The sequence below is a fragment of the Leifsonia sp. AK011 genome, assembly GCF_013410945.1.
GTDB lineage: Bacteria > Actinomycetota > Actinomycetes > Actinomycetales > Microbacteriaceae > Rhodoglobus.
Map to the genome: position 1 here is coordinate 1,110,026 of NZ_JACCCH010000001.1, position 21,836 is coordinate 1,131,861.

At 68.0% G+C, this 21,836-nt stretch carries 21 protein-coding genes; 10 read left to right on the top strand and 11 right to left on the bottom strand.

Annotated elements, in window-relative coordinates; genetic code table 11:
- Window positions 1-136: 136 nt before the first annotated feature.
- The 5 genes from HDC94_RS05490 to HDC94_RS05505 all read left to right on the top strand — a co-directional run bounded on the left by HDC94_RS05490 (window position 137) and on the right by HDC94_RS05505 (window position 4,218).
- Window positions 137-547: a VOC family protein gene (locus HDC94_RS05490; RefSeq protein WP_179495626.1), complete on the top strand. Its 411-nt coding sequence runs from the start codon at window positions 137-139 to the stop codon at window positions 545-547.
- A gap of 131 nt (window positions 548-678) precedes the next feature.
- Window positions 679-2,037: an ABC transporter substrate-binding protein gene (locus HDC94_RS05495; RefSeq protein ID WP_179495628.1), complete on the top strand. Its 1,359-nt coding sequence runs from the start codon at window positions 679-681 to the stop codon at window positions 2,035-2,037.
- 33 nt (window positions 2,038-2,070) lie between these two features.
- The gene (locus tag HDC94_RS14430) at window positions 2,071-3,015 is read left to right on the top strand and encodes a carbohydrate ABC transporter permease (RefSeq protein ID WP_218870460.1); all 945 of its coding nucleotides are present in this window, start codon (window positions 2,071-2,073) and stop codon (window positions 3,013-3,015) included.
- Window positions 3,002-3,892 (top strand): carbohydrate ABC transporter permease, encoded by an 891-nt coding sequence (locus HDC94_RS05500; protein WP_218870462.1) that lies wholly within the window; start codon window positions 3,002-3,004, stop codon window positions 3,890-3,892. Before HDC94_RS14430 ends, HDC94_RS05500 begins: the two co-directional genes overlap by 14 nt.
- Entirely contained in the window at window positions 3,889-4,218 is a 330-nt protein-coding gene (locus HDC94_RS05505) for an L-rhamnose mutarotase (protein ID WP_179495632.1), read from the top strand. The genes HDC94_RS05500 and HDC94_RS05505 overlap by 4 nt, the downstream gene beginning before the upstream one ends.
- A 30-nt stretch (window positions 4,219-4,248) precedes the next feature.
- Here HDC94_RS05505 and HDC94_RS05510 read toward each other — a convergent pair whose 3' ends face one another.
- The 6 genes from HDC94_RS05510 to HDC94_RS05535 all read right to left on the bottom strand — a co-directional run bounded on the left by HDC94_RS05510 (window position 4,249) and on the right by HDC94_RS05535 (window position 9,618).
- Entirely contained in the window at window positions 4,249-5,019 is a 771-nt protein-coding gene (locus HDC94_RS05510; protein ID WP_179495634.1) for a FadR/GntR family transcriptional regulator, read from the bottom strand.
- Window positions 5,020-5,045: 26 nt separating this feature from the next.
- Window positions 5,046-6,146, bottom strand: coding sequence for a mandelate racemase/muconate lactonizing enzyme family protein (locus HDC94_RS05515; protein ID WP_308495635.1), 1,101 nt, complete (start codon window positions 6,144-6,146; stop codon window positions 5,046-5,048).
- 139 nt (window positions 6,147-6,285) lie between these two features.
- Window positions 6,286-7,221 carry a sugar kinase gene (locus HDC94_RS05520; RefSeq protein WP_179495636.1) on the bottom strand — a complete coding sequence of 312 codons (936 nt, stop codon included), beginning with the start codon at window positions 7,219-7,221 and terminating at the stop codon, window positions 6,286-6,288.
- Complete coding sequence (locus tag HDC94_RS05525; protein ID WP_218870464.1) at window positions 7,221-7,847, bottom strand: bifunctional 4-hydroxy-2-oxoglutarate aldolase/2-dehydro-3-deoxy-phosphogluconate aldolase; 627 nt, start codon at window positions 7,845-7,847, stop codon at window positions 7,221-7,223. The genes HDC94_RS05520 and HDC94_RS05525 overlap by 1 nt, the downstream gene beginning before the upstream one ends.
- Window positions 7,844-8,599 carry an SDR family oxidoreductase gene (locus tag HDC94_RS05530; RefSeq protein ID WP_179495640.1) on the bottom strand — a complete coding sequence of 252 codons (756 nt, stop codon included), beginning with the start codon at window positions 8,597-8,599 and terminating at the stop codon, window positions 7,844-7,846. The genes HDC94_RS05525 and HDC94_RS05530 overlap by 4 nt, the downstream gene beginning before the upstream one ends.
- The gene (locus tag HDC94_RS05535) at window positions 8,596-9,618 is read right to left on the bottom strand and encodes a zinc-binding dehydrogenase (protein ID WP_179495642.1); all 1,023 of its coding nucleotides are present in this window, start codon (window positions 9,616-9,618) and stop codon (window positions 8,596-8,598) included. Before HDC94_RS05535 ends, HDC94_RS05530 begins: the two co-directional genes overlap by 4 nt.
- A 107-nt stretch (window positions 9,619-9,725) precedes the next feature.
- Between HDC94_RS05535 and HDC94_RS05540 the strand changes: the two genes are divergently transcribed.
- Both HDC94_RS05540 and HDC94_RS05545 read left to right on the top strand, forming a co-directional pair.
- Window positions 9,726-10,652 (top strand): aldo/keto reductase, encoded by a 927-nt coding sequence (locus HDC94_RS05540; protein WP_257021630.1) that lies wholly within the window; start codon window positions 9,726-9,728, stop codon window positions 10,650-10,652.
- Window positions 10,649-11,497 carry an amidohydrolase gene (locus HDC94_RS05545; protein ID WP_179495644.1) on the top strand — a complete coding sequence of 283 codons (849 nt, stop codon included), beginning with the start codon at window positions 10,649-10,651 and terminating at the stop codon, window positions 11,495-11,497. The genes HDC94_RS05540 and HDC94_RS05545 overlap by 4 nt, the downstream gene beginning before the upstream one ends.
- 68 nt (window positions 11,498-11,565) lie before the next feature.
- Here HDC94_RS05545 and HDC94_RS05550 read toward each other — a convergent pair whose 3' ends face one another.
- The 3 genes from HDC94_RS05550 to HDC94_RS05560 form a co-directional block, all read right to left on the bottom strand.
- Window positions 11,566-11,916, bottom strand: coding sequence for a UBP-type zinc finger domain-containing protein (locus tag HDC94_RS05550; protein WP_179495646.1), 351 nt, complete (start codon window positions 11,914-11,916; stop codon window positions 11,566-11,568).
- Window positions 11,917-11,919: 3 nt separating this feature from the next.
- On the bottom strand, window positions 11,920-13,056 hold the full coding sequence (locus HDC94_RS05555; protein WP_179495648.1) for a YbdK family carboxylate-amine ligase: 1,137 nt from the start codon (window positions 13,054-13,056) through the stop codon (window positions 11,920-11,922).
- Window positions 13,057-13,125: 69 nt separating this feature from the next.
- Entirely contained in the window at window positions 13,126-13,875 is a 750-nt protein-coding gene (locus HDC94_RS05560; protein WP_179495650.1) for an SGNH/GDSL hydrolase family protein, read from the bottom strand.
- Between the two features lie 60 nt (window positions 13,876-13,935).
- Between HDC94_RS05560 and HDC94_RS05565 the strand changes: the two genes are divergently transcribed.
- Together HDC94_RS05565 and HDC94_RS05570 are read left to right on the top strand one after the other, a co-directional pair.
- Entirely contained in the window at window positions 13,936-14,604 is a 669-nt protein-coding gene (locus HDC94_RS05565; protein WP_179495652.1) for a potassium channel family protein, read from the top strand.
- A 40-nt stretch (window positions 14,605-14,644) separates the two neighbouring features.
- On the top strand, window positions 14,645-15,982 hold the full coding sequence (locus HDC94_RS05570; RefSeq protein ID WP_179495654.1) for an LssY C-terminal domain-containing protein: 1,338 nt from the start codon (window positions 14,645-14,647) through the stop codon (window positions 15,980-15,982).
- A gap of 82 nt (window positions 15,983-16,064) precedes the next feature.
- Here HDC94_RS05570 and pdxH read toward each other — a convergent pair whose 3' ends face one another.
- Window positions 16,065-16,730 (bottom strand): pyridoxamine 5'-phosphate oxidase, encoded by a 666-nt coding sequence (gene pdxH / locus HDC94_RS05575; RefSeq protein WP_179495656.1) that lies wholly within the window; start codon window positions 16,728-16,730, stop codon window positions 16,065-16,067.
- An 11-nt stretch (window positions 16,731-16,741) separates the two neighbouring features.
- A complete protein-coding gene (locus HDC94_RS05580) occupies window positions 16,742-17,992 on the bottom strand; it encodes a hypothetical protein (protein WP_179495658.1) in 1,251 nt (416 codons plus the stop codon).
- An 85-nt stretch (window positions 17,993-18,077) separates the two neighbouring features.
- On the opposite strand from HDC94_RS05580, the gene HDC94_RS05585 reads away from it, so the two are divergent.
- On the top strand, window positions 18,078-21,830 hold the full coding sequence (locus HDC94_RS05585; protein ID WP_179495660.1) for an AAA family ATPase: 3,753 nt from the start codon (window positions 18,078-18,080) through the stop codon (window positions 21,828-21,830).
- Window positions 21,831-21,836: the final 6 nt, after the last annotated feature.

The window sequence follows — 21,836 nt, forward strand, 5'->3', positions numbered from 1 at the left end:
CGCGCGCGACGAGCCCCGCCCACCTCACGGTGTGGCGGGGCTCGTTTCGTCTGCGGGGGTTGCCGTGTCGCCCCGGCACGGTATTTTCTGGAGGCAAGCAAGTGTGCGAGCCGACATCACGAACAAGGGAGTTCCCATGGCAACCCACCTCAACCCCTACCTCAACTTTCGCGAGAACACTCGCGAGGCGATGGAGTTCTACCAGACCGTATTCGGCGGAGAGCTCAGCATCATGACCTTCGGGGAGATGCAGATGAGCGAGGATCCGGCGGAGTTCGAGAAGGTCATGCACTCGCAGCTCGAGACCCCTGCCGGACTCATCCTGCAAGCTGCTGACGTGCCGAACGTCATGGAGTTGAACCCGGGGGACAACGTTTCGGTCTCCGTCCACGGCGACGACAATGCCGAACTCACCGGCTATTGGGATCGCCTCTCCGACGGCGCGACCATCACCGCGCCCTTCGAGATCGCTCCGTGGGGTGATCGATTCGGGATGCTCGTCGACAGGTTCGGCATCAACTGGCTGCTGAACGGGGTCCCAGACTAGGGGCGGAGTGATCCTGAAGTGCCAGACTGGCTCTCGACGATTGCGGATACGTCACATGTATGATCTACTACGTATACCGCCGCAACCGGCGGGCTTGTCGTCAACGACGTCGACCCAGAAAGGCACGCGACATGTCATCACAGCATCGCCGACCGTTCATTCGATCCCGCCGCATTCTCGCCGCCACCGCTGCTGTAGCGGTCGCTGGTCTGCTTGCCGCGTGCTCGGGCGGTTCCTCCGAAGTAAATTCCGACTACGGCTTCGCCACCGCGGAGCAGGTTGCGGACAGCCCCATCACCATCTGGGCGGATGCCACGCGCCAGCCAGCCGTCGAGGCCTTCCAGGCCGCGCATCCCGAGATCGAGGTCAACCTCGTTGTCGACGACGGCTCCGCCAGCGGCTCGGCGACCTTCCAGACCAAGATCGCCCTCGCCGACCAGGCGGGCGAGGGATGGCCGGACGTCGTGTTCTCCACGCAGAACAACGACGCCTCGTGGGCATCCAAGGAAGCCAATGGTGTCCAGGCCTTCGCAGCTCCGCTCAACAAGGGCTACTTCGACGAGGACTTCCTCGATGGCTTCACCCCCGGTGCCCTCGACCCGCTGACCGTTGACGGCACCGTCTACGGTCTGCGCAACGACCTGGCCCCGGTCCTCTACTGGTACAACCAGGAGCTCATGGACCAGTTCGGCTACGAGGTTCCGACCACGTGGGAGGAGTACGAGGCGCTCGGCGAGAAGCTCTCCACGGAACACCCCGGCTACTTCCTCGGTTCCGTCGGTGACAGCTTCGTCGGTCCGTACGTCTACTACTGGGCGGGCGCTGCCCCGATCTTCACGGTCGACGGCAACACCTTCAGCTCGGATGTCAACGCACCCAACTCGGTGCGTGTGACCGACATGCTCGACACGATGGTCGCCAACGGCAGCCTCATCCAGGACAGCGTCTTCAGCGCCGAGTTCGTGGCCCAGTCCGACAAGCTCGTCGGAATCCCCGGTCCGGCCTGGTACGCGGGTGCGCTCTTCCAGAACCCCGACAGCATCAACGCCGCCGAGGGCCAGTGGGGCTCGGCAGAGCCGCTGTTCTGGGACGGTGACGAGAAGGTCACCGGCAACGTCGGTGGTGGAACCTGGTTCGCCTCCAGCCACTCGCAGAACCTCGAGGCGGTCAAGACGTTCCTCGAGTACATCGTGAGCGACCCGGAGACCGCCGGTACCGGTGGACTCCCCGCGTACCAGGAAGCTGCAGACACGTGGGTCGCCGACCAGGCGTCCAGCGGATTCTTCGCCGGCGATTTCGAGACAGCGATCGGCACCGCGGCATCGAGCGTGTGGAGTGGCTGGGGCTTCCCCAACTTCAGTGCTGAGACCTCGTACTCCAAGGTGGTCATCCCGGCCCTCGCTGCCGGACAGACGATCGCGGATGTCGCGGATGCGTGGCAGACCGAGATGGAGAACGAAGCCCAGGTCGTCGGCTACACCATCCAGTAACACTCCCTACTCGAAACTGATTACACAACTCACATGAGCACAAACACCCAGCTGGCTGCCGATCCGGAGACGGGTCGGCAGCCAGCCGGCGTTCGCCACGAGCGCGCCGGCAGCGTCACCCGAACGCAGGCCACCATCGGTCGTGTCTTCGTGAGTGGCTACACCCTTTTCCTCGTCGTCTTCGGGATCCTCCCCGCCCTGTACGCGATCTTCCTGGCCTTCACCAAGCAGAACGCCTTTGTCGGGTTCGACAACTTCGTCAGGATCTTCAGCGACTACCGCTTCTGGCCCGCCGTAGGCCACGTTGGCCTGTACGTGGTGGTCTGGCTCATCGGATTGCTGTTCTTCGTCGTGCTTCTCGCACTGATCGTCCATGCGATCCGAGTGCGCTGGTTGTCCAACACGGCTCGCTTCATCTACTACATCCCGGGAGCGCTGTCCGGTGCCGCGAGCGTCATGCTCTGGCTGTTCGTGCTCGACCCGACCGTGAGTCCCGTCTCCTTCATCCTCGAAGCGCTCGGCAACAAGACACTCGTCGACACGGTGCAACTCGACCAGCTTCCTGTTGTGCTCGCGATCATCGCCTTCTGGACCGGTGCCGGCGGATGGATCGTCATCATGTACGGCGCCCTGAACAACATCAGTACGGATGTCATGGAGGCCGCGCGCATCGACGGCGCTGGACCCGTATCGACGGCGTGGTACATCCAGATTCCCCTGCTCCGCAAGTGGATCGCCTACATGGCCATTCTGTCTCTTGCGGCGGGAACGCAGCTTTTCGTGGAACCCCGCGTGCTCTCCCAGGCCACGCGCGGCGTCGTTCCGCAGGACTACTCGCTCAACCAGCTCGCGTTCCTCTACGCGTTCAAGCAGAACGACTTCAACGGGTCCGCGGCGATCTCGCTCGTGCTGCTCGTCGTCGCCCTTGGTCTGTCCATCTTCTTCGTCTTCCGTGGAGGTCTCTTTGAGCGCGACTAGTCCTGCCGGCACCGCCCTGAAATGGACGGGCCGCGGAGTTGCAGGGATCATCGTTGTCGGGTTCGTGCTGTTCTTCGTCACGCCCATCCTCTGGATCCTCCTCGCACCCACGAAGAATGCACGCCAGCTGCTCCTCGACGCACCGTTCTCGGTCGGCGGGTTCGAGCAGTTCGCGGCCAACTGGGAGAGCCTGACGAGCTTCCAGAACGGCCTGATCTGGGTCTGGCTCGGCAATGCGGCGTTCTACTCGCTCGCGGCCCTCGTGATCACCCTGGTGATCAGCATCCCTGCGGGCTACGCGCTCGCACTCACCGAGTTCAAGGGTCGACAGCTTCTGTTGGCCATCACGCTCATCGTGATGCTCATCCCGAACACGGCGCTGGTGCTTCCGATCTTCCTGGAGTTGAGCGCCGTGAAGCTCGTGGGTTCACCGCTGTCGGTGATCCTTCCCTTCTCGTTCTTCCCGTTCGGTGTCTACCTCACCTACATCTACTTCTCGACCACGGTGTCACGTGACCTGCTGAACGCAGCACGCATCGACGGGGCGGGGGAATTCAGGGTGTTCGCGCAGGTCGCAATGCCCCTGGCTACCCCGGTCATCGCTCTTGTCGGCTTCTTCAGCTTCGTGGGCAACTGGAACAACTACTTCCTGCCGTACGTCATGGTGCCGGGTCGTAAGGCGCCCATCCAGGTGGGAATCGCGGAGCTGCTGTCGAACGTGCCCCAGTTCAATCCCACGAACGCGTCCTCCACGACGATCGACCTGCCCACCCTGGCGCTCGCCACGCTGTTCGCAGTAGCTCCCGTGCTGTTGATCTTCCTCTTCTCGCAGCGGTTCCTGGTCTCGGGAATGACTGCAGGAGGTACGAAGGAATGACTCGCAGGTTCGGAATGGTGTGCCGTGTGCGCCCGGAGAAGCGCGCAGAGTACCTCGAGCTGCACTCGGCTGTGTGGCCCGGGGTCGAGGCGATGATCACGGAATGCGGCATCCGCAACTTCACGATCTTCATCCGTGGAGACGTCCTCTTCGGCTACTACGAGTACGTGGGCGACGACTACGAGGCAGACCAGGCCAGGATGGCCAGGGATCCCGAGACCGTTCGCTGGTGGTCCTACACAGACCCGTGCCAGATCGGTTTCGATGAGGATGCCCCGGAGGGCACTCGTTGGCAGGAGCTCGACGAGGCCTGGCACCTCGACTGAGGCGCGCCCTGCTCTCGAGCGGACCTCCGGCTAGTGACCCGCGTGGTCCTGCGGCCGACGGCGAGCCCAGGCGTTCGCGATGTGGTCGTGCATGGCGTTCGCGGCGGCATCGGCGTCGCCGCGCGTGATCGCGTCGAGCACCGAGCGATGCTCCTCGAGGGTCACCGCCATCGCGTCGGCACCGTGGTGGCCCGTGAAGCGGCTGCTCTCCCGCGCCCGGGCGAAGAGGATGCGCGTGATGTTGGCGGCCAGGCGGATGCCCGACTGCTCCATGATCGCGTAGTGGAAGGCGGCGTCGGCGTCGTTGTACGAGTCGAAGTCGCCGAGGTGACGCTCGGTCTGCTCGAAGAGCGTGCGGAGTTCCTCGGAGAACTCAGGATTCTGGCGGCGAGCCGCCTCAGCGGCCATCGACGCCTCAAGGCTCGCGCGAACAATGGTGAGCTCGTCGAGCACACCGAGGGTGTCATCGTGATCGACGAGCGCCGAGAGCACCACGGGGTCGAGCACGTTCCATGCGCTCGGCGGGTTGACGGTCGTGCCACGCCCCTGGGCGACCACGACGAGACCCTTCTCCTCCACGCGTTTGACGGACTCACGGATGACCGTGCGACTCACCCCGAAGCGCTGGCTGAGCGTGCCTTCCGGCGGCAGCACATCGCCCGGCTGGAGCTCGCCCGTGACGATCGCGGCAACCAGATCAACGACGACCGCGACACCCAAGCGAGCTGGGGGCATGCGGGTCTGAGGGCCTGCCAGCACCGACCGCTTCAGCGGTGCGGGATCGGAAGCGTGCTCACTCATGCGTCTCAGTGTAGAGCCGGAACGGCTCAGGCCCTGGGAAGCGACGGGGGCTCTGCAACGAGTTGGAGACCTGCGCGATCCGGACGCACGTGGGGGCCTTCGTTGATGAGCCAGCTCGCGTCGGCATCGCCGCGGCGGGCGATGGCCTCCTCGTCGACGGAGACGCCCACGCCGGGAGCATCCCCGAGCACGATGCCGCCGTCCGCGTACTCGACGTCGATGGCGGTGCCGAACGGAGCACCCAGATCCTGCACCTCGGCGGACAGATGGTTGGGAATGGCTGCGGCCGCATGGGCGACGGCGGGGTTGGCGGTGAGGCCAACGGGGCTCATCGGCAGGTCGCGACTGTTCGCCGCGTGCGCGACACGGATGAAGTGGGTGATGCCCCAGACGCTTCCGGCCTGCACGACGTCGACTGCGCCGGCGTCGAACAGCGGCGTGTACTGCTCGAGCCCGGTGAGATTCTCGCCCGTCGCGACGCCAGCGCGGATCGAGCGGGTGAGGCGCGCGTGGCCCGCGGCATCCCAGCGACGCAGCGGCTCCTCGATCCACGTCAGGTCGTGTACGGCCTCGACCGCGGCGATGTGGCGCACGGCCTGCTTGAGGTTCCAGGATTCGTTGGCGTCGAGCATGAGCGCCGGGTGCGGTGTATTGCGTCGCAGGGAATCGGAGATGATACCGAGGCGACGGATGTCGTCGTCGACGCTGCGACCGCCCTTGAGCTTGCCGGAACTGAATCCGCGCTCGGCCATGGTCGTGTAGAAGGCAGCGAGCTGGGTGTCATCGAGGGCGATGTCGAGCCCCGATGCGTACCCGGCAACAAAACGGTCTGCGCTGCCCAGGAGGCGCCACAGGGGCTCGCCGGCGAGTTTCGCCTTGATGTCCCACAGGGCCATGTCGAACGTGCCGATGCCGGCGAAGGTCGCGCCAGCATGGCCGGCCTTGAACACGCGGGCGAGCATCCTGTCGTACAGGGTCGCCACGGCACGCGGGTCCTGGCCCTCGAGGGCGGGGAACAGCTGCTCGAGGTCCTGGTGGGAGCCGAGGCCGACGCCGGTGACGCCCTCGTCGGTGTCGAGCAGGACGATAGCGACCTCGGTGATTCCCGAGCTGACGAAGCCGTTCACGTCACCAACCGGCCGACCCCAGTCTCGGAAAGTCCGGAGAGCGCGGTATCCAGTTATCTTCATCATCGCCCTTGACGGTCTCGGAGAACACGACGATCAGTCGTGCTCAAACAGCATACATCACACGTAGGATCAATCCCTAGCGGAGAACGGGGTCGTTTCCGCCGAGCAGGTCGAGATCCGATCGACGCGGCAGACTCTCCCAATCACCCGGACCGAGGCACGCGTACGCACCCGCGCGCACGGCCGTCGCGAGGCGCGCAGCAGCCGGTTCCCCGGCGAGCAGTTCGGCGAGGTACCCCGCCGCGAACGCGTCGCCCGCGCCCACGGTGTCGGCCGGGATGATCGGGAGGGCAGCGACACGGTGCACCTCGTTGTCGATGAGCGCGAGGCATCCGTCGCCGCCGAGCTTGACGAGCACCTGGGCTGGGCCGAGCTCTGCGATGGCCGCGGCAAGGTCACCGGGAGTCGAGCCCTCGACGAGGAGCGACGCCTCATCGAGGCCGGCGAAGACCACGGATGCCCGGCGAGCGATAGCGCGGTACGCCTCCGCACCATCTCTCCCGCGCCACAGGGAGGGCCGGTGGTTGACGTCGAAGGAGATCGGGATGCCAGCCCCCTCCGCAACGTCGAGTGCGTGTTCGATCGTTGCCGCAGCCGACTCCGAGATCGCCGGGGTGATACCCGTGACATGCAGCACGGACGCGTTGCGGATCGCCTCGGCGTCGACGTCTGCCGGGGTCATCCGGCTGGCGGCGCTGCCGGCACGGTGGTACTCCACGCGCGTGACTCCCGCGAGCGGCTGTGACTTCACCATCAGACCCGTCGGCGCACCATCATCGATCACGATCCGGGTGAGTACCCCCTCGGCCCGGAGCTCACGCCGGATGAGCTCCCCGGTGCTGTCGGCGCCGAGCCGTCCCATCCAGGTGACCTCGCAACCGAGCCGCGCGAGGCCGATCGCCACGTTGCTCTCGGCGCCCCCGAAACCGAGCCTGAAGGTCTCGGGTCGTGGGCCAGCGGCGCTCGCGATGAACAGGCCCATGCTCTCGCCGAGTGTGACGACGCCCGGCATCAGACCCTGCCGATCGCCTGCACGGATTCGGTGCTCACGCGCTCGATCGTGGCGAAGTCGCCCGAGGCGATCATGGAGCGCGTGGCCATCCAGGATCCGCTGACGGCGGGCACGGCGGCATCCGCGAGGTAGGTGGGGGCATCGAGTGCGGTGACGCCACCGCTCGGCACGAACCCGAGTCCCTGCAGCGGTGCGGCAAGTGCACGGATCGTCCCGAGGCCGCCGAGCTTGTCGGCGGGGAAGAACTTGACGGTGTCGATACCTGCCCGCATCGCCACGAGTGCCTCGGTGGCGGTGGCGATCCCCGGCAGCGACCCCATGCCGCGCTCTCGCGTGAGATCGACGATCTCGCGGTCGAACCCGGGGCTCACGATGAAGCTCGCCCCCGCGTCGTGCGCTGCCTCGAGCTGGTCGGGCCGGACAACGCTTCCCGCGCCGACCGTGAACCCCGCCACCTCGGCCATCGCGCGGATCGCGTCCGCGGCGGCAGGCGTCCGGAAGGTCACCTCCGCGCACAGGATGCCACCCGCAGCGAGGGCACGCGCCAGATCGGCCGCCTGTGCCGCGTCGTCGATCACGATGACGGGCACGATGCGGTGTCCGGCCAGTGACCCGAGCGAACTCATCGGCCGAGCCATCCGCCGTCGACTGGCAGCGTGATGCCCGACACGTAGTCGGATGCCGCGGAGGCGAGGAACACGGTGGCTCCCGCAAGATCGCTCGCCTGGCCCCACCGCCCGGCCGGGATGCGCGCGAGGATCGCCTGCGAGCGGTCCGGGTCGTCCTGGAGCGCCTGCGTGTTGTCGGTGGCGATGTAGCCGGGAGCGATCGCATTGACGGTCACCCCGCCCTGCGTCCACTCGTTGGCCAGGGCCTTCGTCAGACCGGCGATGCCCGACTTCGCGGCTGCGTACCCTGGCACCGTGATGCCGCCCTGGAACGACAGGAGCGATGCCGTGAAGATCACCTTGCCGTAGCCGCGCTCGAGCATTCCGCGACCGATCGCGCGGGTGAGCACGAAGGGGCTCGTCAGGTCCACCTGCAGTACTTCGTCCCACCACTCCTGGGGGTGCTCGACCGCTGGCGCTCGCCGGATCGTGCCCGCGTTGTTCACGAGGATGTCGACGGGGCGGGCGGCGAGCTCGTCGGCGAGGGATGCTACGGCCGAGGCATCCGCGAAGTCGCACGAGATCGCCTCGAAGGTGCGTCCACGTGCTCGGACTGCCGCGGCGATCTCGCTCTCGTCGGTGAGGGAGGCGCTCACGCCGATGATGTCCGCTCCCGCGTCGGCGAGCGCATCCGCCATCGCGTAGCCGATGCCACGACGGGCCCCGGTGACGACGGCGAGGCGTCCGGTCAGGTCGAAGGAGGTGCTCACTTGCCCGCCTCCAACTCCACGAGGACCTTGAGTGCCCGACCATTCTCGAGGTCGGAGACGCCGTCGTTGATCTGCTCGAGCGGCACGACGCGGCTGATGACCTCGTCAACGGGGATGGTGCCGTCCTGGAGCAGCTCGACGGCACGCTCGAAGTCGGTGCGCTGGTACACCCGCGCCCCGAGGATGCGCAGCTCCCGCCAGAACACGCGCTGCAGGTCGATCTCGCGCGGCGTGGGGTGGATCGCGACGATCACGAGGGTGCCGCGCACCTTGGCCAGCGCGGTGGCCGCGAGTACCGCGGCGGGCGCACCGGAGACCTCGAAGACTACGTCGGCGCCTGCGCCGTCGGTCCATTCGGTGACCCACTCCGTGGCATCCACGGCGCGGGGGTCGATGGCCTCGAAGCCGAGACGCTCGATCTGGGCTCGGCGCTCGGGCTCGGGCTCGCTCACCGCGACGATCGCGCCTTCGCTACGGGCGACCGACGCGATGAGGACGCCGATGGGGCCGCCACCGAGCACAACGACCTTGTCGCCCTTCTTCAGCTCGGAGCGGCGAACGTCGTGCACGGCGACGGCGACCGGCTCGGCGAGCGCGGCGGTGCGGAGGGAGAGGTCGCTCGGCACCGCGACGAGGAGTTCGGCCGGCACGTTCCAGTACTCCTGGAGCGAGCCGGGGGAGTCGATGCCCACGAACACGAGGTTCTGGCAGATGTGGTTGTTGCCCGCGAGGCAGGCTGGGCACGTGTCATCCCACACCAGCGGCATGACGGTGACGGCATCGCCGGGCGCCCAGCCCGCGACCCCCTCGCCGAGGGCGGCGATCGTGCCGCTCATCTCGTGGCCGAACGTGAGGGGGGTGGTCACCCTCGCGTCCATGTTGCCGTGGAGGATGTGCAGGTCGGTGCCGCACAGGCCCGTGAAGGCGACAGCTATCTGCACCTCACCGGGGCCGGGGGCGGGAACCTCCGCCTCCGAGATTTCAATCGAATGGTTTCCCGTGTACGCCGCTGTACGCATATCGCTCCAGAATTCATGTGATGTACGATGAATTGTAGTCCCGACAAGGAGGTTGTGTCATCCGTACTCGCACCCTGGGCCGCGCGCCCGCACTGACCGAAATCGGATTGGGAACCTCCCCGTTCGGCAACCTCTTCCGCGAAACGACGGACGCGGACACCGCCGCTGCCGTCGATGCCGCCTGGGATGGCGGGGTTCGCTACTTCGACACCGCGCCCCACTACGGCCTCGGCCTCGGCGAGAAGCGCCTCGGTGCTGGCCTGCGTGATCGACCGCGCGACGAGTACGTGATCTCCACCAAGGTCGGGCGCCTGCTCGTGCCCACCCCCGAGAACGCCGGGCAGCTCGACGACGACGGCTTCGTCGTGCCAGCCGAGTACCGCAGGCAGTGGGACTTCTCCCGCGACGGCATCCTCCGATCCGTCGAGGAGAGCCTCGGGCGGCTCGGGCTCGACCGGGTGGATGTGCTGTACCTGCACGACCCCGACGAGCACTGGGATGCGGCATCCACGACAGGCATCTCCACCCTCATCGAACTGCGCGACCAGGGCGTCGTGAGGGCGATCGGTGCAGGCATGAACCAGTCTGCGATGCTCGCGCGCTTCGTCGCGGAGTGCGACGTCGACCTCATGATGCTGGCCGGACGCTACACGCTGCTCGACCAGTCGGCGCAGGACGACCTGCTTCCCCTCGCGCTCGAGCGGGGCGTCGGGATCGTCGCGGCCGGTGTCTACAACTCCGGCCTGCTCAGCCGTGCCGTGGTTCCGGATGACGCGCACTACGACTACCGGGCCGCCCCGCGCGAGCTCGTCGAGCGGGCCCGCGCGATCGCCGCGGCGTGCGAGCGCTACGGCGTGACGCTGCCCGACGTGGCCGTGCAGTTCCCCCTGCGACACCCCGCCGTCGTGAATGCCGTGCTCGGCGCGCGCAACGAGAGCCAGGCTGTCGGGGGGCTCGAGCGCTACGAGGCGACGGTACCCGCAGACCTCTGGGCCGAGCTCGAGGAGTCCGGCTACATCCGACCCGTCTCATGATCGTCGACTCCCATGTCCACATCTGGGACCTGGCGCGGGCCGAGTACCCCTGGCTGGGGCCCGGCATGGCTCCGCTCGACAGGTCGATCGACTTCGCGGAGGTCGCGCCCCTGCTCCGGGAGCGAGGCATCGGCGGGGCGGTGCTCGTGCAGGCCTCCGATGAGGCGGCCGACACGCAGGTGATGCTGGATGCCGCGGCCGAGCATCCCGAGGTGCTGGGTGTCGTCGCGTGGAGTCCCCTCGACGAGGCGGCCACGCTGGCTGCGGACCTCGAGCGCTTCGCGGAGCTCCCGGTCGTTGGCATCCGCAATCTCGTGCACGAACACCCCCGCGAGTGGCTCGACCGCGCCGCGGTTCGCGAGGGTTTCGCCGTGCTCGCCGCGAGTGGGCTGCCGCTCGACTTCCCGACCGCCACGCACCACGCGATCGCCGACGTGGTGCGCCTCGGTGCGCACCACCCCGACCTGCGCATCGTCCTCGATCACCTCGGCAAGCCGCCGATCGGCGGAACGCGCGATGAGCGTGACGAGTGGCGGTCGCTGATCTCGGCGGCCGCGCTCAACCCCCGCACGGTTGCGAAGGTATCCGGGCTGTACGCAGCGACCGGAGCGCTCGACTCGTGGACGATCGACCTCGTGCGGCCGTTCGTGGAGGACGCGCTCGAGATCTTCGGCCCCGATCGCCTGCTGTACGGAGGGGATTGGCCGATCGCGGTGCTGGCGGGCGGCTACGCACGCACGTGGGACTCGATGAGTGACATCCTCGCGCCGCTCGCCGCGGACGAACGCGACGCGATCCTGGGCGGCACGGCCCAGCGCGTCTACGCCCTCCCTGCCCCTGCCTGACGACGAGTATTCCGAAAATGCGGTTATGCGGCGCGCCACAAGGGCATTTTCGGAACACTCGGCGAGGTTCAGTCCCTGAAGGCGAGCTGCTCGCGCCAGTCCGTGGGCAGCCGGTCGGCTGGCCCGGGGGACTTCTGCGGCGGTGAGTAGCTGAGGGGTGGCGCGAGTTCCGGGCCCTCGATCGTCTCCTCGGCCTCGTAATCCCAGAACCACTCCTCGCCGGGCTCGAAACTGCGGATGACGCGATGCCCGGTCTCCTTCCAGTGCGCGGTCGCATGATGGTTGAGCGAGTCGTCGCAGCATCCGATGTGTCCGCACTCCGCGCATCTCCGCAGGTGCACCCACCAACTGCCGATCGCGTCGCAGTCCACGCACGTGTGTCCGCTCGGCGGCACCGTCGGATTGATGAATTCGCTCATTCCCTACCCCTCACTCAGTCGGTTGGTTCGCCCGAGGCTTGCCCGGAATTCTCCCAGCACCTGACTGGCCGCGGTCTGCGCGTCGTTGACGGCGAGCTGCCGCACGTAGCCGGGACCGTTGTGCACGATGGATGCCACCCCCGCGAGTTCCTCGGAGCACCCGAGTTCCTCGGCTATCGGACCCACCACGGCCATAAGGTCATCGAGCTCGGCCGTGAGCGCCCGCATCTCGGTGCCGTCGGGTGTCAGGAGGATCGCGCCGAGACCGAAGCGCGCGGCACTCCAGCGGTTCTCGTCGGAGAGCCAGGATGGCGGCGGGGAATATGGAACCCCCTCGTCCAGCTGACGGGAGAGGTACTCGACCGTGCACTGGATGAGAGCCGTGAGCGCCGCGACCTCCTCGAGGCGCGACATCGAGTCGCAGACCCGGATCTCGATGGTCCCGTAGCGGTGCGACGGGCGGATGTCCCACTTGAGATCGTTCGGTTCTGCGATGACCCCCGCAAGCTGCATGGAGGCGATGAGCGCCTCGAACTCGCTCCACTCGCTCAGGTGCGGCGATGGTCCCGCCTGGGGCAGCTGCTGGAACACGAGCGTGCGGAACGACGCATACCCCGTCTCCTCGCCAGCCCAGTAGGGGCTGGAGGCGCTCAGGGCGATGAAGAGCGGCACGTACTGCTGCAGTCGTGAGATGAGCGGGAGCGCCTTCGCGCTGTCCTCGACGCCGACGTGAACATGGACGCCCCAGATGAGCATCTGCCGCCCGATCATGGCCGTGCGCTCGAGGAGTTCCGAGTAGTGGGTGACCGACTCGTCGACCTCCTGGTCCTGCCAGTGGGCGAGGGGGTGGGTTCCGGAGGTCCCGAGCTCGAGTCCGAGGGAGTCGGCGGCGTCGAGGAGGAGGGCCGCTCGGGCGCGCACGTCGTCGATCGCCTCGCTCACGAGCATCCGGGGCTCACTCGTGATCTCCACCGTGTTGGTGAGGTACTCCCGTTGCAGCGCGCGCTCCGGCATGTCGGGGTGCTTCGCGAGGTCGAGGATCGCGGGCCCCGAGCCGACGAGCAGCGAGGTCTCCGGGTCGGCGCAGTACAGCTCGAGCTCAATGCCCACCGAGGATCGGGGCGAGTCCGCGAAGCGCATACACAGATACTGTCATCGACCGCGGCGATGCGGTCGAGATTCCGGGGGTCTTGACAAGCGTCCGCACTGTCATCCGGGAACACTGACGACGGTCAGCTCGGCGATCTTCGGCTCACGGTTGTCGCCAGACGACCGGCCGGTCAGTCGACGCCCGATCCACGGCAGCACGTACTCACGCCAGTAGGCGGAGGTGCGCGGGCGTGCCGGGTCGGCGGGCGCAGGGCCGAAGTCCGGCACGGGCACCTCGAGCGCGGCGAGAACGTTGGATGCCACCCTCCTGTGCCCGAGCGGTCCGAGATGCAGCTGGTCCCGTGACCAGTAGCGCAGATCGGTCAGCTCGCTGTCGCCCCAGTTGTCGACCCATGTGACGTTCTCGCGGGGGAGGTGGCCGCGCACGGCCGCGGCAAGGTGATCGCCGCGCACCTCGATGCGCGCTCCGAGCGGGATGTGCCGCGTCGGGTTGGCGCCGCTCGCGAGCAGCACGTGGCTGCCAGCCGCGACCGCCCGGTCGACCGATTCGAGAAGCTGGTCGGCGATCCGGTTGATCGACACCCGGGGCCGCATGATGTCGTTTCCCCCGCCGTTGATGCTGATGAGTTGGGGGCGCAGCGCGATCGCGGCATCCATCTGCTCGTTCGCGATCGGGGAGAGCAGCCTGCCGCGGATCGCGAGGTTGGCGTAGCTCACGGGAACGGATGACGCGAGCGCGAGGCCGAGCGCCACGAGGTCAGCCCATCCCCGCACGCCGCCGTCCGGTGTCTCGTCGCCCACGCCCTCCGTGAAGCTGTCGCCCACTGCCACGTAACTCTCGAACATCATGCTCCTACTCTGCACCCCGCATTACGTGGCCGTGGCGCGGCGCACCTTTATGCTGTGCGCATGGATGACTCGGCGCAGCAGCGGGTGCAGCACCGGCTCGCACTCCGCGACCGGTGGGAATCCGCGAGCACGATCCCGCTCATCATCGTGAGTGGGCTGTTCATCGTCTCGTACTCGGCTTACGTGATCTTCGTGGAGTTCCCGCCCGAGGTACGCGCTGGGATCTTCGTTGTGCTCGTTCTCATCTGGATCCTGTTCTTCATCGACTACGTCGCGAGGCTGATCATCACTCCCAGCGGGTTCCGCTGGGCCTTCGTGCGCAAGAACGTGATCGACCTGCTCTCGGTGCTCTTCCCGTTGTTCCGCACGTTCCGTCTCGTGAGCCTGCTCGGCCGCATCCCGTACTTCCAGGGCAGGAGCGGAACAGCGGTCCGATCGCGCGTGGTCATCTACGCGGCCGGCTACGCCATCCTCTTCGTCTACTTCATCGCGCTGGCCACTCTTCAGGCGGAGCGCTACGCACCGGGGGCGACGATCACGAGCTTCGGGAATGCCGTCTGGTGGGCCTGCGTGACGCTCTTCACGGTGGGCTACGGCGACACCTACCCGGTGACCGTTCTCGGCCGATTCTGGGCCGTCGTTCTCATGGCCGGGGGCATCGTCATCATCGGCACAACCTCGGCGATCGTGGTCTCGTACCTCAGCGAGCGCGTCCGGCGAAAGGACTGACCGTGGACCTCCAACCGCATTACGTCGTGGAGCTGGACTGATGGCGCGCCGCACGATCCCCACCGTGCCGCTGCCGGAGTTCGTTCCCAAACCCGAGGTGGACCGGGCGCTCGACTGGGTGTTTTTCGTCTTCGGGGGAGTGGCGGCCGTATGGCTCGCGTACCTCCTCCTGCGTGAGAGCTTCACGCTCGGATGGTGGCAGATCGCCTTCGCGGTGGTCTACTGGGTGCTCCTCGCCTACCTCGTGCTTCCACGACTTCATCGCATCCTCACGCGCATCTACGTTCCCGACTACTTCATCGGGCGAGCGCGGACGAGTGACGGGCTCCTCGGCGACCCGATCAACCTCGCGCTCCTGGGCGACGAGACCCAGATCCACGAGGCGATGAACAGGGCAGGCTGGACACTCGCCGATGACCTCTCGCTCCAGACCGGCGTCACCATCGTCAAGTCGACCGTGCTGCGCCGCAGCTACAACGAGGCTCCCGTCAGCCCGCTCATGCTCTTCGGGCGCAAGCAGGACTTCGCCTACCAGCAGGAGGTCAACGGCACGCCGGGCAAGCGCCATCACGTGCGCTTCTGGCGGTGTCCACCCGGATGGATGCTGCCCGGCGGCCATCGTGCGGAATGGCTCGCCGCGGGCACCTACGACAAGAGCGTCGGATTCTCGCTCTTCACCCTGCAGGTCACCCACAAGATCGACGAGCACACCGACGACGAGCGGGACCACATCGTGGAGACCGTGCGCGGGGCGAACCCCGCGGCATCCGTGAGCGTCATCAAGGACTTCTCGACCGGCTACCACTCGCGCAATGGCGGGGGCGACTCGATCATGACGGATGGCGACCTGCCGATCCTCAACCTGCGGGCGCTGCCGACTCCACCCGGCGCCCTCGGCGAGGTGCCGACCGACAGCCGGGAGAAGCGCCCCGCGCCGATCATCGTCGGCTCCCTGCTCATGGTGTTCGGTGCGCTCTCGACGGCGATCATCGCTGCCGCGGTGGCCGCGGCCTGGCCGGAGCTGCTCAAGACCCTCGATGTCGACGGCGACGATGGTGAATGGGTGCTCTGGTTCGTGTTCGCCTTCCTCGCGCTGGTCGCGCTCGCGGAGCTCTTCCTCGCCTGGCAGGTGTTCCTCGGCAGCAACTGGGCCAGGGTCGTTGCGCTCTCCGCCAACGCGATCGGGCTCGCGCTCCAGGTGGTGAGCCTCGAATCCGGCGGCCCGGCCATCACGATCGACACGAGCCTGATCCCGGTCGCTCTCGACATCCTGCTGCTGCTCGCCCTCTCGAGCCACAGCGCGACGACGTACGCGCGGAGCCAGCGCAAGACGCCCAAGCGCATCGCGGCCCGCCCCGGGGGAGTCGCTGCGTACTGAGCGCCCCTCCCGTGAGTTGCCGACTTCGGACGGTGCAGAGCGCTAAACACTGTCCGAAGTGGGCAAGTCACGGGGGCGGATGCTAGGGCTGGAGCCGCTCGAGGCTCCAGCCGCCGCCCGCCGCACGCGCGAACACCAGGCGGTCGTGCATCCGCGAACTGCGTCCCTGCCAGAACTCGAAGTACCTCGGAGTGATGCGGAACCCTCCCCAGTTCGCCGGGCGGGGCACCTCGACGCCCGCATACTGCTCCTCGAGCTCCCGCACGCGCTGCTCCAGGATGTCGCGGCTCGCGATCGCGCGGGACTGCTCGCTCGCGACCGCCGCGACCTGCGACCCGTGCGGCCGACTCGCGAAGTAGGCGTCGGAGACCTCGGCGCTCGTCGGCACCGCGGTGCCGTGCACGATCACCTGGCGGTGGATGAGGTACCAGGGGAACACCACGGAGACGTCCGGGTTGACCATCAGCGCCTGGCCTTTGGCCGACTCGTAGTTGGTGAAGAACTCGAATCCGTTCTCGTCGACAGTGCGCAGCAGCACTGTGCGGCTACTCGGGCGACGGTCGGCGTCGATCGTGGAGAGCACCATGGCGTTCGGTTCGTAGACACCCGCGAGTTCCGCCTCGGAGAGCCAACGGGAGAACTGGGCGATCGGGTCGCGATCGATGTCCGCCTCCAGGAGGGGGGTCTGCCCGTAGTCCGTGTGGCGGGTGAGGGAGCCGGTCGTGTCGGGGCCATCGGGATCGGTCATGGCGGTGCGTCCTATCGGGAGTCGTAGCGTGCGAGAGCGTCGGCGTCGCGCGCGTGGGTGACCGCCCGCCTGATGGCGTCGAGCGCCTCGACTGGATCAGTCTCCGCCTGCGCGATCTCGAACTGCCGCTCTGCCTCGGCGAGCCGCGTTCGGGCGGCGACACCGGTGTGGCCTCGGGCCACGAGGTCGCGGGCGACGGCGATCTGGCTGCGTGCCGAGACCAGGGTGCCCTCGTATGCGGCACGGGCGTGAGCGAGCCGCTGCGCCTGGTTGCGTGAGCTCGCGAGGGCGAGGTCGAGGTCCTCGATCGACTCGCCGAGTTCGTCGAGGTCGGCGACCGGGTCGGCGGGGGAGCGCGGCTCGAAGGCCGTGACTCGCTCGATGGCGGAGAGGATGCGCGCGCCCGAGTCGGGATCCGGGGCGCTGTCCAGTTCGCGGCGGGCCTCGGCGACATCCGCCGCCGCAGTCGTTCGCCGGTCGGCGAGGGCGGATGCCGCGGCCTCGAGTTCGCGCGCTCGCCGGTCCACCGCGTCCAGGAGGCCGTCCGCCTCCCGTGCCGCCTGCGCGGCTTCGGTGAGACGGCCCGAGACCGAGTTCACGCCGGACTCGTGGATGTCGGCTGCCGTGGCATCCGCGTGCTCCGCGGCCAGCGCCAGGAGTCGCTCCGCGCGTTCGGCGTTGCCTGCGACATCCCGCACCACCCGATCGGCGTACCCGTCGCGCAGTGTCGCGATCGTAGTGCGGGCCTCCACCACGCGCGCCGAGGAGTCCCGGATGCGACGGCGGAGGTCCTCGAGGCTGCCGGCCGCATTCGCCTCGACCGAACGCAGCCGCCGGAAGGCGTCGTCCTGGCGTGCGAGTAGCTCTTCGGCCTGCTCGCAGAGCGCGATGATCTGCAGCGTCCACTCCCGGCGCTCGCGGTCGGAATCCGGGACCGCGTCGTCGAGCGCCTGGCGCAGCCGGAAGGCCTCGGCGAGTTTGCGCTGCGCATCGTCGAGGGAGTCGGCGAACGGCTGAGCCCGGTCCGTGCCGAACTGCGCGACGGCGTAGCCCACCTCGTCCTCAGCCTCGCGCACGGCGTCATCGAGACGCACCAGAAGGGTGCCGGCGCGCCTGCTGAGCTCGGCGATGCCCGAGCCGGCGCGAGCCGTGCGACTGTCGCCGCGCCGCACGAAAAGTACCGCGAAAGCGACGACTCCGATGATGAGCGCCAGCACCAGGAACGTACCGATCGCCAGGGAAGCGCCCGCGAGCAGGTCCATGGTGCCCCATCCTAAGCTCGCCCGGCTTCGCGAAACTCGGGCTTATCTCCCGGGAAATGCGAGAACGCCCTCCTACAGTGGCAGGGTGTGGCGTGCCGATAAGCATTCCGAGGACTACCGGACGATCCCGGACCTCGAGGAGCCCGACGAGGGCAACGGGCTCGGGCGCGCCGAGACGCAGGTCACGGCGCCCCACGTTCTGAGCCTCGGTGACCCGCGGCTCACGCTCGGCAATGCCGCCGAGCCGATCTGGCTGGAGTGGCGCACCGATCTCGCGAAGATCGGTGGCACGAACCCTCTCCTGCACTTCGACGATTCGCCCCGCTCGCGAATCGAACTCTCCGCGACCCACCCGGGTGGTCTCGCACAGTTCATCACGGGCAAGACGACTCTCCTCTCCAATCTCATCCGCGACGAGATCGCCCTTCGCGGTGCGCGTCTCGCGGCTGCGGCCGTCGCCGCCCGAAGCCTCGACCTCGCGACGGCGCGCGGTATCGACTCCGTGCATCTCGGCATCGGCATCGCCGAATGGACCTGGGTGGGTAGGAGCTACCGTGCCCCGATCCTCCTGCGTCCGCTCGCCATCCGTCGCCATGGCACCGACTTCGAGGTCAAGCTGCGCGGCAGCGCCCAGCTGAACCCCGCGCTCGCGCGCATCCTGGCTGAGCAGTTCCAGGTTGTCCTCGACCCGGACGCCTTCGCGGCACTCTCCGACAACGACGGAACGTTCAAGCCCAACGCCATCATCGATCGACTCCGCGGGCTCACCTCGCACCTCAAGGACTTCGAGGTCAGCCCGCGACTCGTGGTCTCGTCGTTCGCCGAGGTCGCCACGGCGATGCTCGCCGACGCCCACGACCTCGAGCATCCGGTGCTCGATGCGCTGGCCGGCAACGAGACGGCGGCACGGATGCTCGGCGAGGCCTACGCGCCGGTCGAGGCCGTCCCCGCCGACCAGCGCACGCCGGAGACCGACGCCCTGCTGCTGGACGCGGACGCCGAGCAGGAGAACGTCATCGCGCAGGTTGCCGCGGGCAACTCGCTCGTGCTCAAGACACTGCCGGGAACCGGCGGAACCCAGACGATCGTGAACGCGATCGGCGCCCTGGTCGGCAAGAACAAGCGTGTTCTCGTCGTGAGCCCGCGCCGGGCGTCGCTCCAGGCCATCGGCCAGCGCTTCGGCGATGTGGGGCTCGGCGGGGTGGCCGTGTCGCCCGGCAGCCTGCGTCGTGACCTGATCCGCTCCATCGCCCGCAGTGAGAAGGCCACGCAACCGGCCGTCGCGGAGATCGACGAGGCCCTCACGCGCCTGCGCAAGGTGCTCATCGACTACCGCTCCGCGCTCTCGCGCAAGGACCCCGGCATCGGCGTCTCCGTGCTCGACTGCGTTGCCGAGCTCAGCCGTCTCGCCCTGCTCCCCACGTCTCCCACCACCACCGCACGGCTCAGCCGCAAGGCTGTTGAGCGGCTCGCGGCCGGTCGGGCTCGCGCTGCCGAGATCATGGTGACCGCGGCATCCCTCGGCGAGTTCCGCTACGGACCGGGCGATTCACCCTGGTACGGCGCGCAGTTCTCCAGCGGCGACGACGCCCTTCGCGCCCACGACGTCGCGAAGCGGCTCCACACTGAGGCGCTGCCGCACCTCATCGACAGCGGCAACCGGCTGGTCGCCGGTACGCACCTGCGGCCGTTCAAGACGATCGCCGAGCTCGGCGTCTACCTCCGACTGCTGGTCGACCTGCGCGAGACTCTCGACAAGTTCCTGCCGATGGTCTTCGACCGTCCGCTCACCGAGCTCATCGCCGCGACGTCACCCCGCAAGGACCACCCCGACATGAGTGGTGGCAACCGGCGCAGGCTCAAGAAGCTCGCGCTCGAGTACGTGCGCCCCGGTGTGCGCATCGGCGACCTGCACAGCGCGCTCATCCGTATCCAGCAGCAGCGCGTGCTCTGGCACCGCTATGTTGCCGAGGGCGCCATCCCCGCGGTTCCTGTCGGCCTCGCCGAGGTTCAGGCCGCCTACCAGCAGGTGACGCACGACCTCGAGACGCTCGAGGGCCCGCTCGGGCTCGAGACGAAGCTCGAGGATGCCCCGATCGTGGACCTGCTCGGCACCATCGAGGGCCTCGCCGCAGAGTCCGACGTGCTCCACAATCTCCAGGACCGCACCGCCCTCATGGGTGCCCTGCGCGAACTGGACCTCGACCCGCTCATTGAGGACCTCGCCCGTCGGCACGTCCCCGAGGACCGCGTCGCCCTCGAACTCGAACTCTCCTGGTGGAAGTCGGCACTCGAGAGCCTGCTCGCGTCCGAGCGCGCGCTGCTCGGCGCCAACACCTCCGTGCTCGACCGGCTCGAGGCCGACTACCGCCTCGTGGACGAGGCCCACGCTGCGAGCAGCGCACAGGTGCTCGGCTGGCAGCTCGCCGAGACGTGGCGCATCGGGCTCGTGGACTGGCCGGAGGAGGCGAGCCTGCTCAAGCGCCTCCTGCAGCGTCAGGATGTCACCTCCTTCGATCTCCAGACGACGGCCCCGCACCTCTCGCGTCCCATCGCGCCCGTGTGGCTCGCGTCGCCCTACGAGGTCCCGCAGATCGTCGACACCATGCCGTTCGACGCCGTGTTCCTCGTGGATGCCGGTGCGATGACGGTCGCGGAGGCCATCGGTGGCATCCGCCGAGCCCGCCAGGTGGTCGCCGTCGGTGACGCCGTGACCCAGACTCCCGCGCCGTTCGAGATCGCCGTCGGCGAGAACGCCGTGGTGCCGGACTTCGACGTTGATGAGGCGCACGGGGCATCAGTTCTCGCGCAGCTCGGCGAACTCGTACCGACCCTCACCCTCACGCGCAGCTACCGCCCCGGCGGCGAGGACCTCGCGGAGCTCGTCAACCGCCGGTTCTACGGTGGTCGCATCCAGTCGCTCCCGTGGGCTGGCAGCTTCCTCGGGCACGGCAGCATCGCGCTCGACTATGTCGCCGACGGCCAGGGGATGCCCGACCCGGACTCCGGCGCCGTGGAGAGCCCCCAGGCCGAGGTCGACCGCGTCGTCGATCTTGTTCTCGACCACGCCGAGCGCAAGCCGCACGAGTCCCTCATGGTCATCACGGCGAGTGACAAGCACGCCGTGAAGGTCATGCAGGCAGTGCTCGCCGCGCTCACCACTCGCCCGGAGCTCGTCGACTACGTGATCGGCGACCGTGCTGAGCCCTTCGCGGTGTACACGATCGACCAGGCCGTCGCTCAGAGTCGCGACCGCGTGATCTTCTCGATCGGCTTCGGACGCACCCCGCACGGTCGTGTGCTGAGCGACTTCGGTGCGCTCGGGCACCCGGGCGGTGAACGGCTGCTCGCCGTCGCGATGACCCGTGCGCGCCGCTCAATGGCGATCGTCAGCTCCTTCAAGCCGGCCGACCTCGATGACGGCCGCATGAAGCACGGCGCCGTGGCCCTCGCCGAGATCCTCGCGGAGATCGGTGCACGCCAGAGCGAGGAGCCGATTCCCGACGACAGTGATCCGATGCTCGTGGACCTGGCTCGTCGCCTCGAGGCGCACGGCCTGCGGGTCGCGCTCGGGCACCGCGGAAAGCTGGGGCTCGTGGCATCCCGCGGCGGTATCTGCGTGGCGATCGAGACTGACGAGGTGCTGCTCAAGTCGAGCCTGCGCGAGTCGCTGCGCCTGCGCCCCGAGATCCTTCGCCGACTCGGATGGCACTACCTCCGCGTGCACGCCTTCGAACTGTTCAGCGACCCGGATGGCGTCGCTGCCCGGGTGGTGACGATGCTCGGGGGTAATCCTGCTCCCATCACGGAGCCCGTCACAGTTGTCTCCGCTGGCTGAGGACAC

Coding starts and splice junctions, on each gene's coding strand:
- HDC94_RS14430 (WP_218870460.1), top strand. CDS start 2,071: ATGAGCACAAACACCCAGCTGGCTGCCGATCCGGAGACGGGTCGGCAG.
- HDC94_RS05565 (WP_179495652.1), top strand. CDS start 13,936: ATGGATGACTCGGCGCAGCAGCGGGTGCAGCACCGGCTCGCACTCCGC.
- HDC94_RS05570 (WP_179495654.1), top strand. CDS start 14,645: ATGGCGCGCCGCACGATCCCCACCGTGCCGCTGCCGGAGTTCGTTCCC.
- HDC94_RS05495 (WP_179495628.1), top strand. CDS start 679: ATGTCATCACAGCATCGCCGACCGTTCATTCGATCCCGCCGCATTCTC.
- pdxH (WP_179495656.1), bottom strand. CDS start 16,730: ATGACCGATCCCGATGGCCCCGACACGACCGGCTCCCTCACCCGCCAC.
- HDC94_RS05525 (WP_218870464.1), bottom strand. CDS start 7,847: ATGAGTTCGCTCGGGTCACTGGCCGGACACCGCATCGTGCCCGTCATC.
- HDC94_RS05505 (WP_179495632.1), top strand. CDS start 3,889: ATGACTCGCAGGTTCGGAATGGTGTGCCGTGTGCGCCCGGAGAAGCGC.
- HDC94_RS05545 (WP_179495644.1), top strand. CDS start 10,649: ATGATCGTCGACTCCCATGTCCACATCTGGGACCTGGCGCGGGCCGAG.
- HDC94_RS05520 (WP_179495636.1), bottom strand. CDS start 7,221: ATGCCGGGCGTCGTCACACTCGGCGAGAGCATGGGCCTGTTCATCGCG.
- HDC94_RS05510 (WP_179495634.1), bottom strand. CDS start 5,019: ATGAGTGAGCACGCTTCCGATCCCGCACCGCTGAAGCGGTCGGTGCTG.
- HDC94_RS05580 (WP_179495658.1), bottom strand. CDS start 17,992: ATGGACCTGCTCGCGGGCGCTTCCCTGGCGATCGGTACGTTCCTGGTG.
- HDC94_RS05560 (WP_179495650.1), bottom strand. CDS start 13,875: ATGATGTTCGAGAGTTACGTGGCAGTGGGCGACAGCTTCACGGAGGGC.
- HDC94_RS05550 (WP_179495646.1), bottom strand. CDS start 11,916: ATGAGCGAATTCATCAATCCGACGGTGCCGCCGAGCGGACACACGTGC.
- HDC94_RS05555 (WP_179495648.1), bottom strand. CDS start 13,056: ATGCGCTTCGCGGACTCGCCCCGATCCTCGGTGGGCATTGAGCTCGAG.
- HDC94_RS05535 (WP_179495642.1), bottom strand. CDS start 9,618: ATGCGTACAGCGGCGTACACGGGAAACCATTCGATTGAAATCTCGGAG.
- HDC94_RS05490 (WP_179495626.1), top strand. CDS start 137: ATGGCAACCCACCTCAACCCCTACCTCAACTTTCGCGAGAACACTCGC.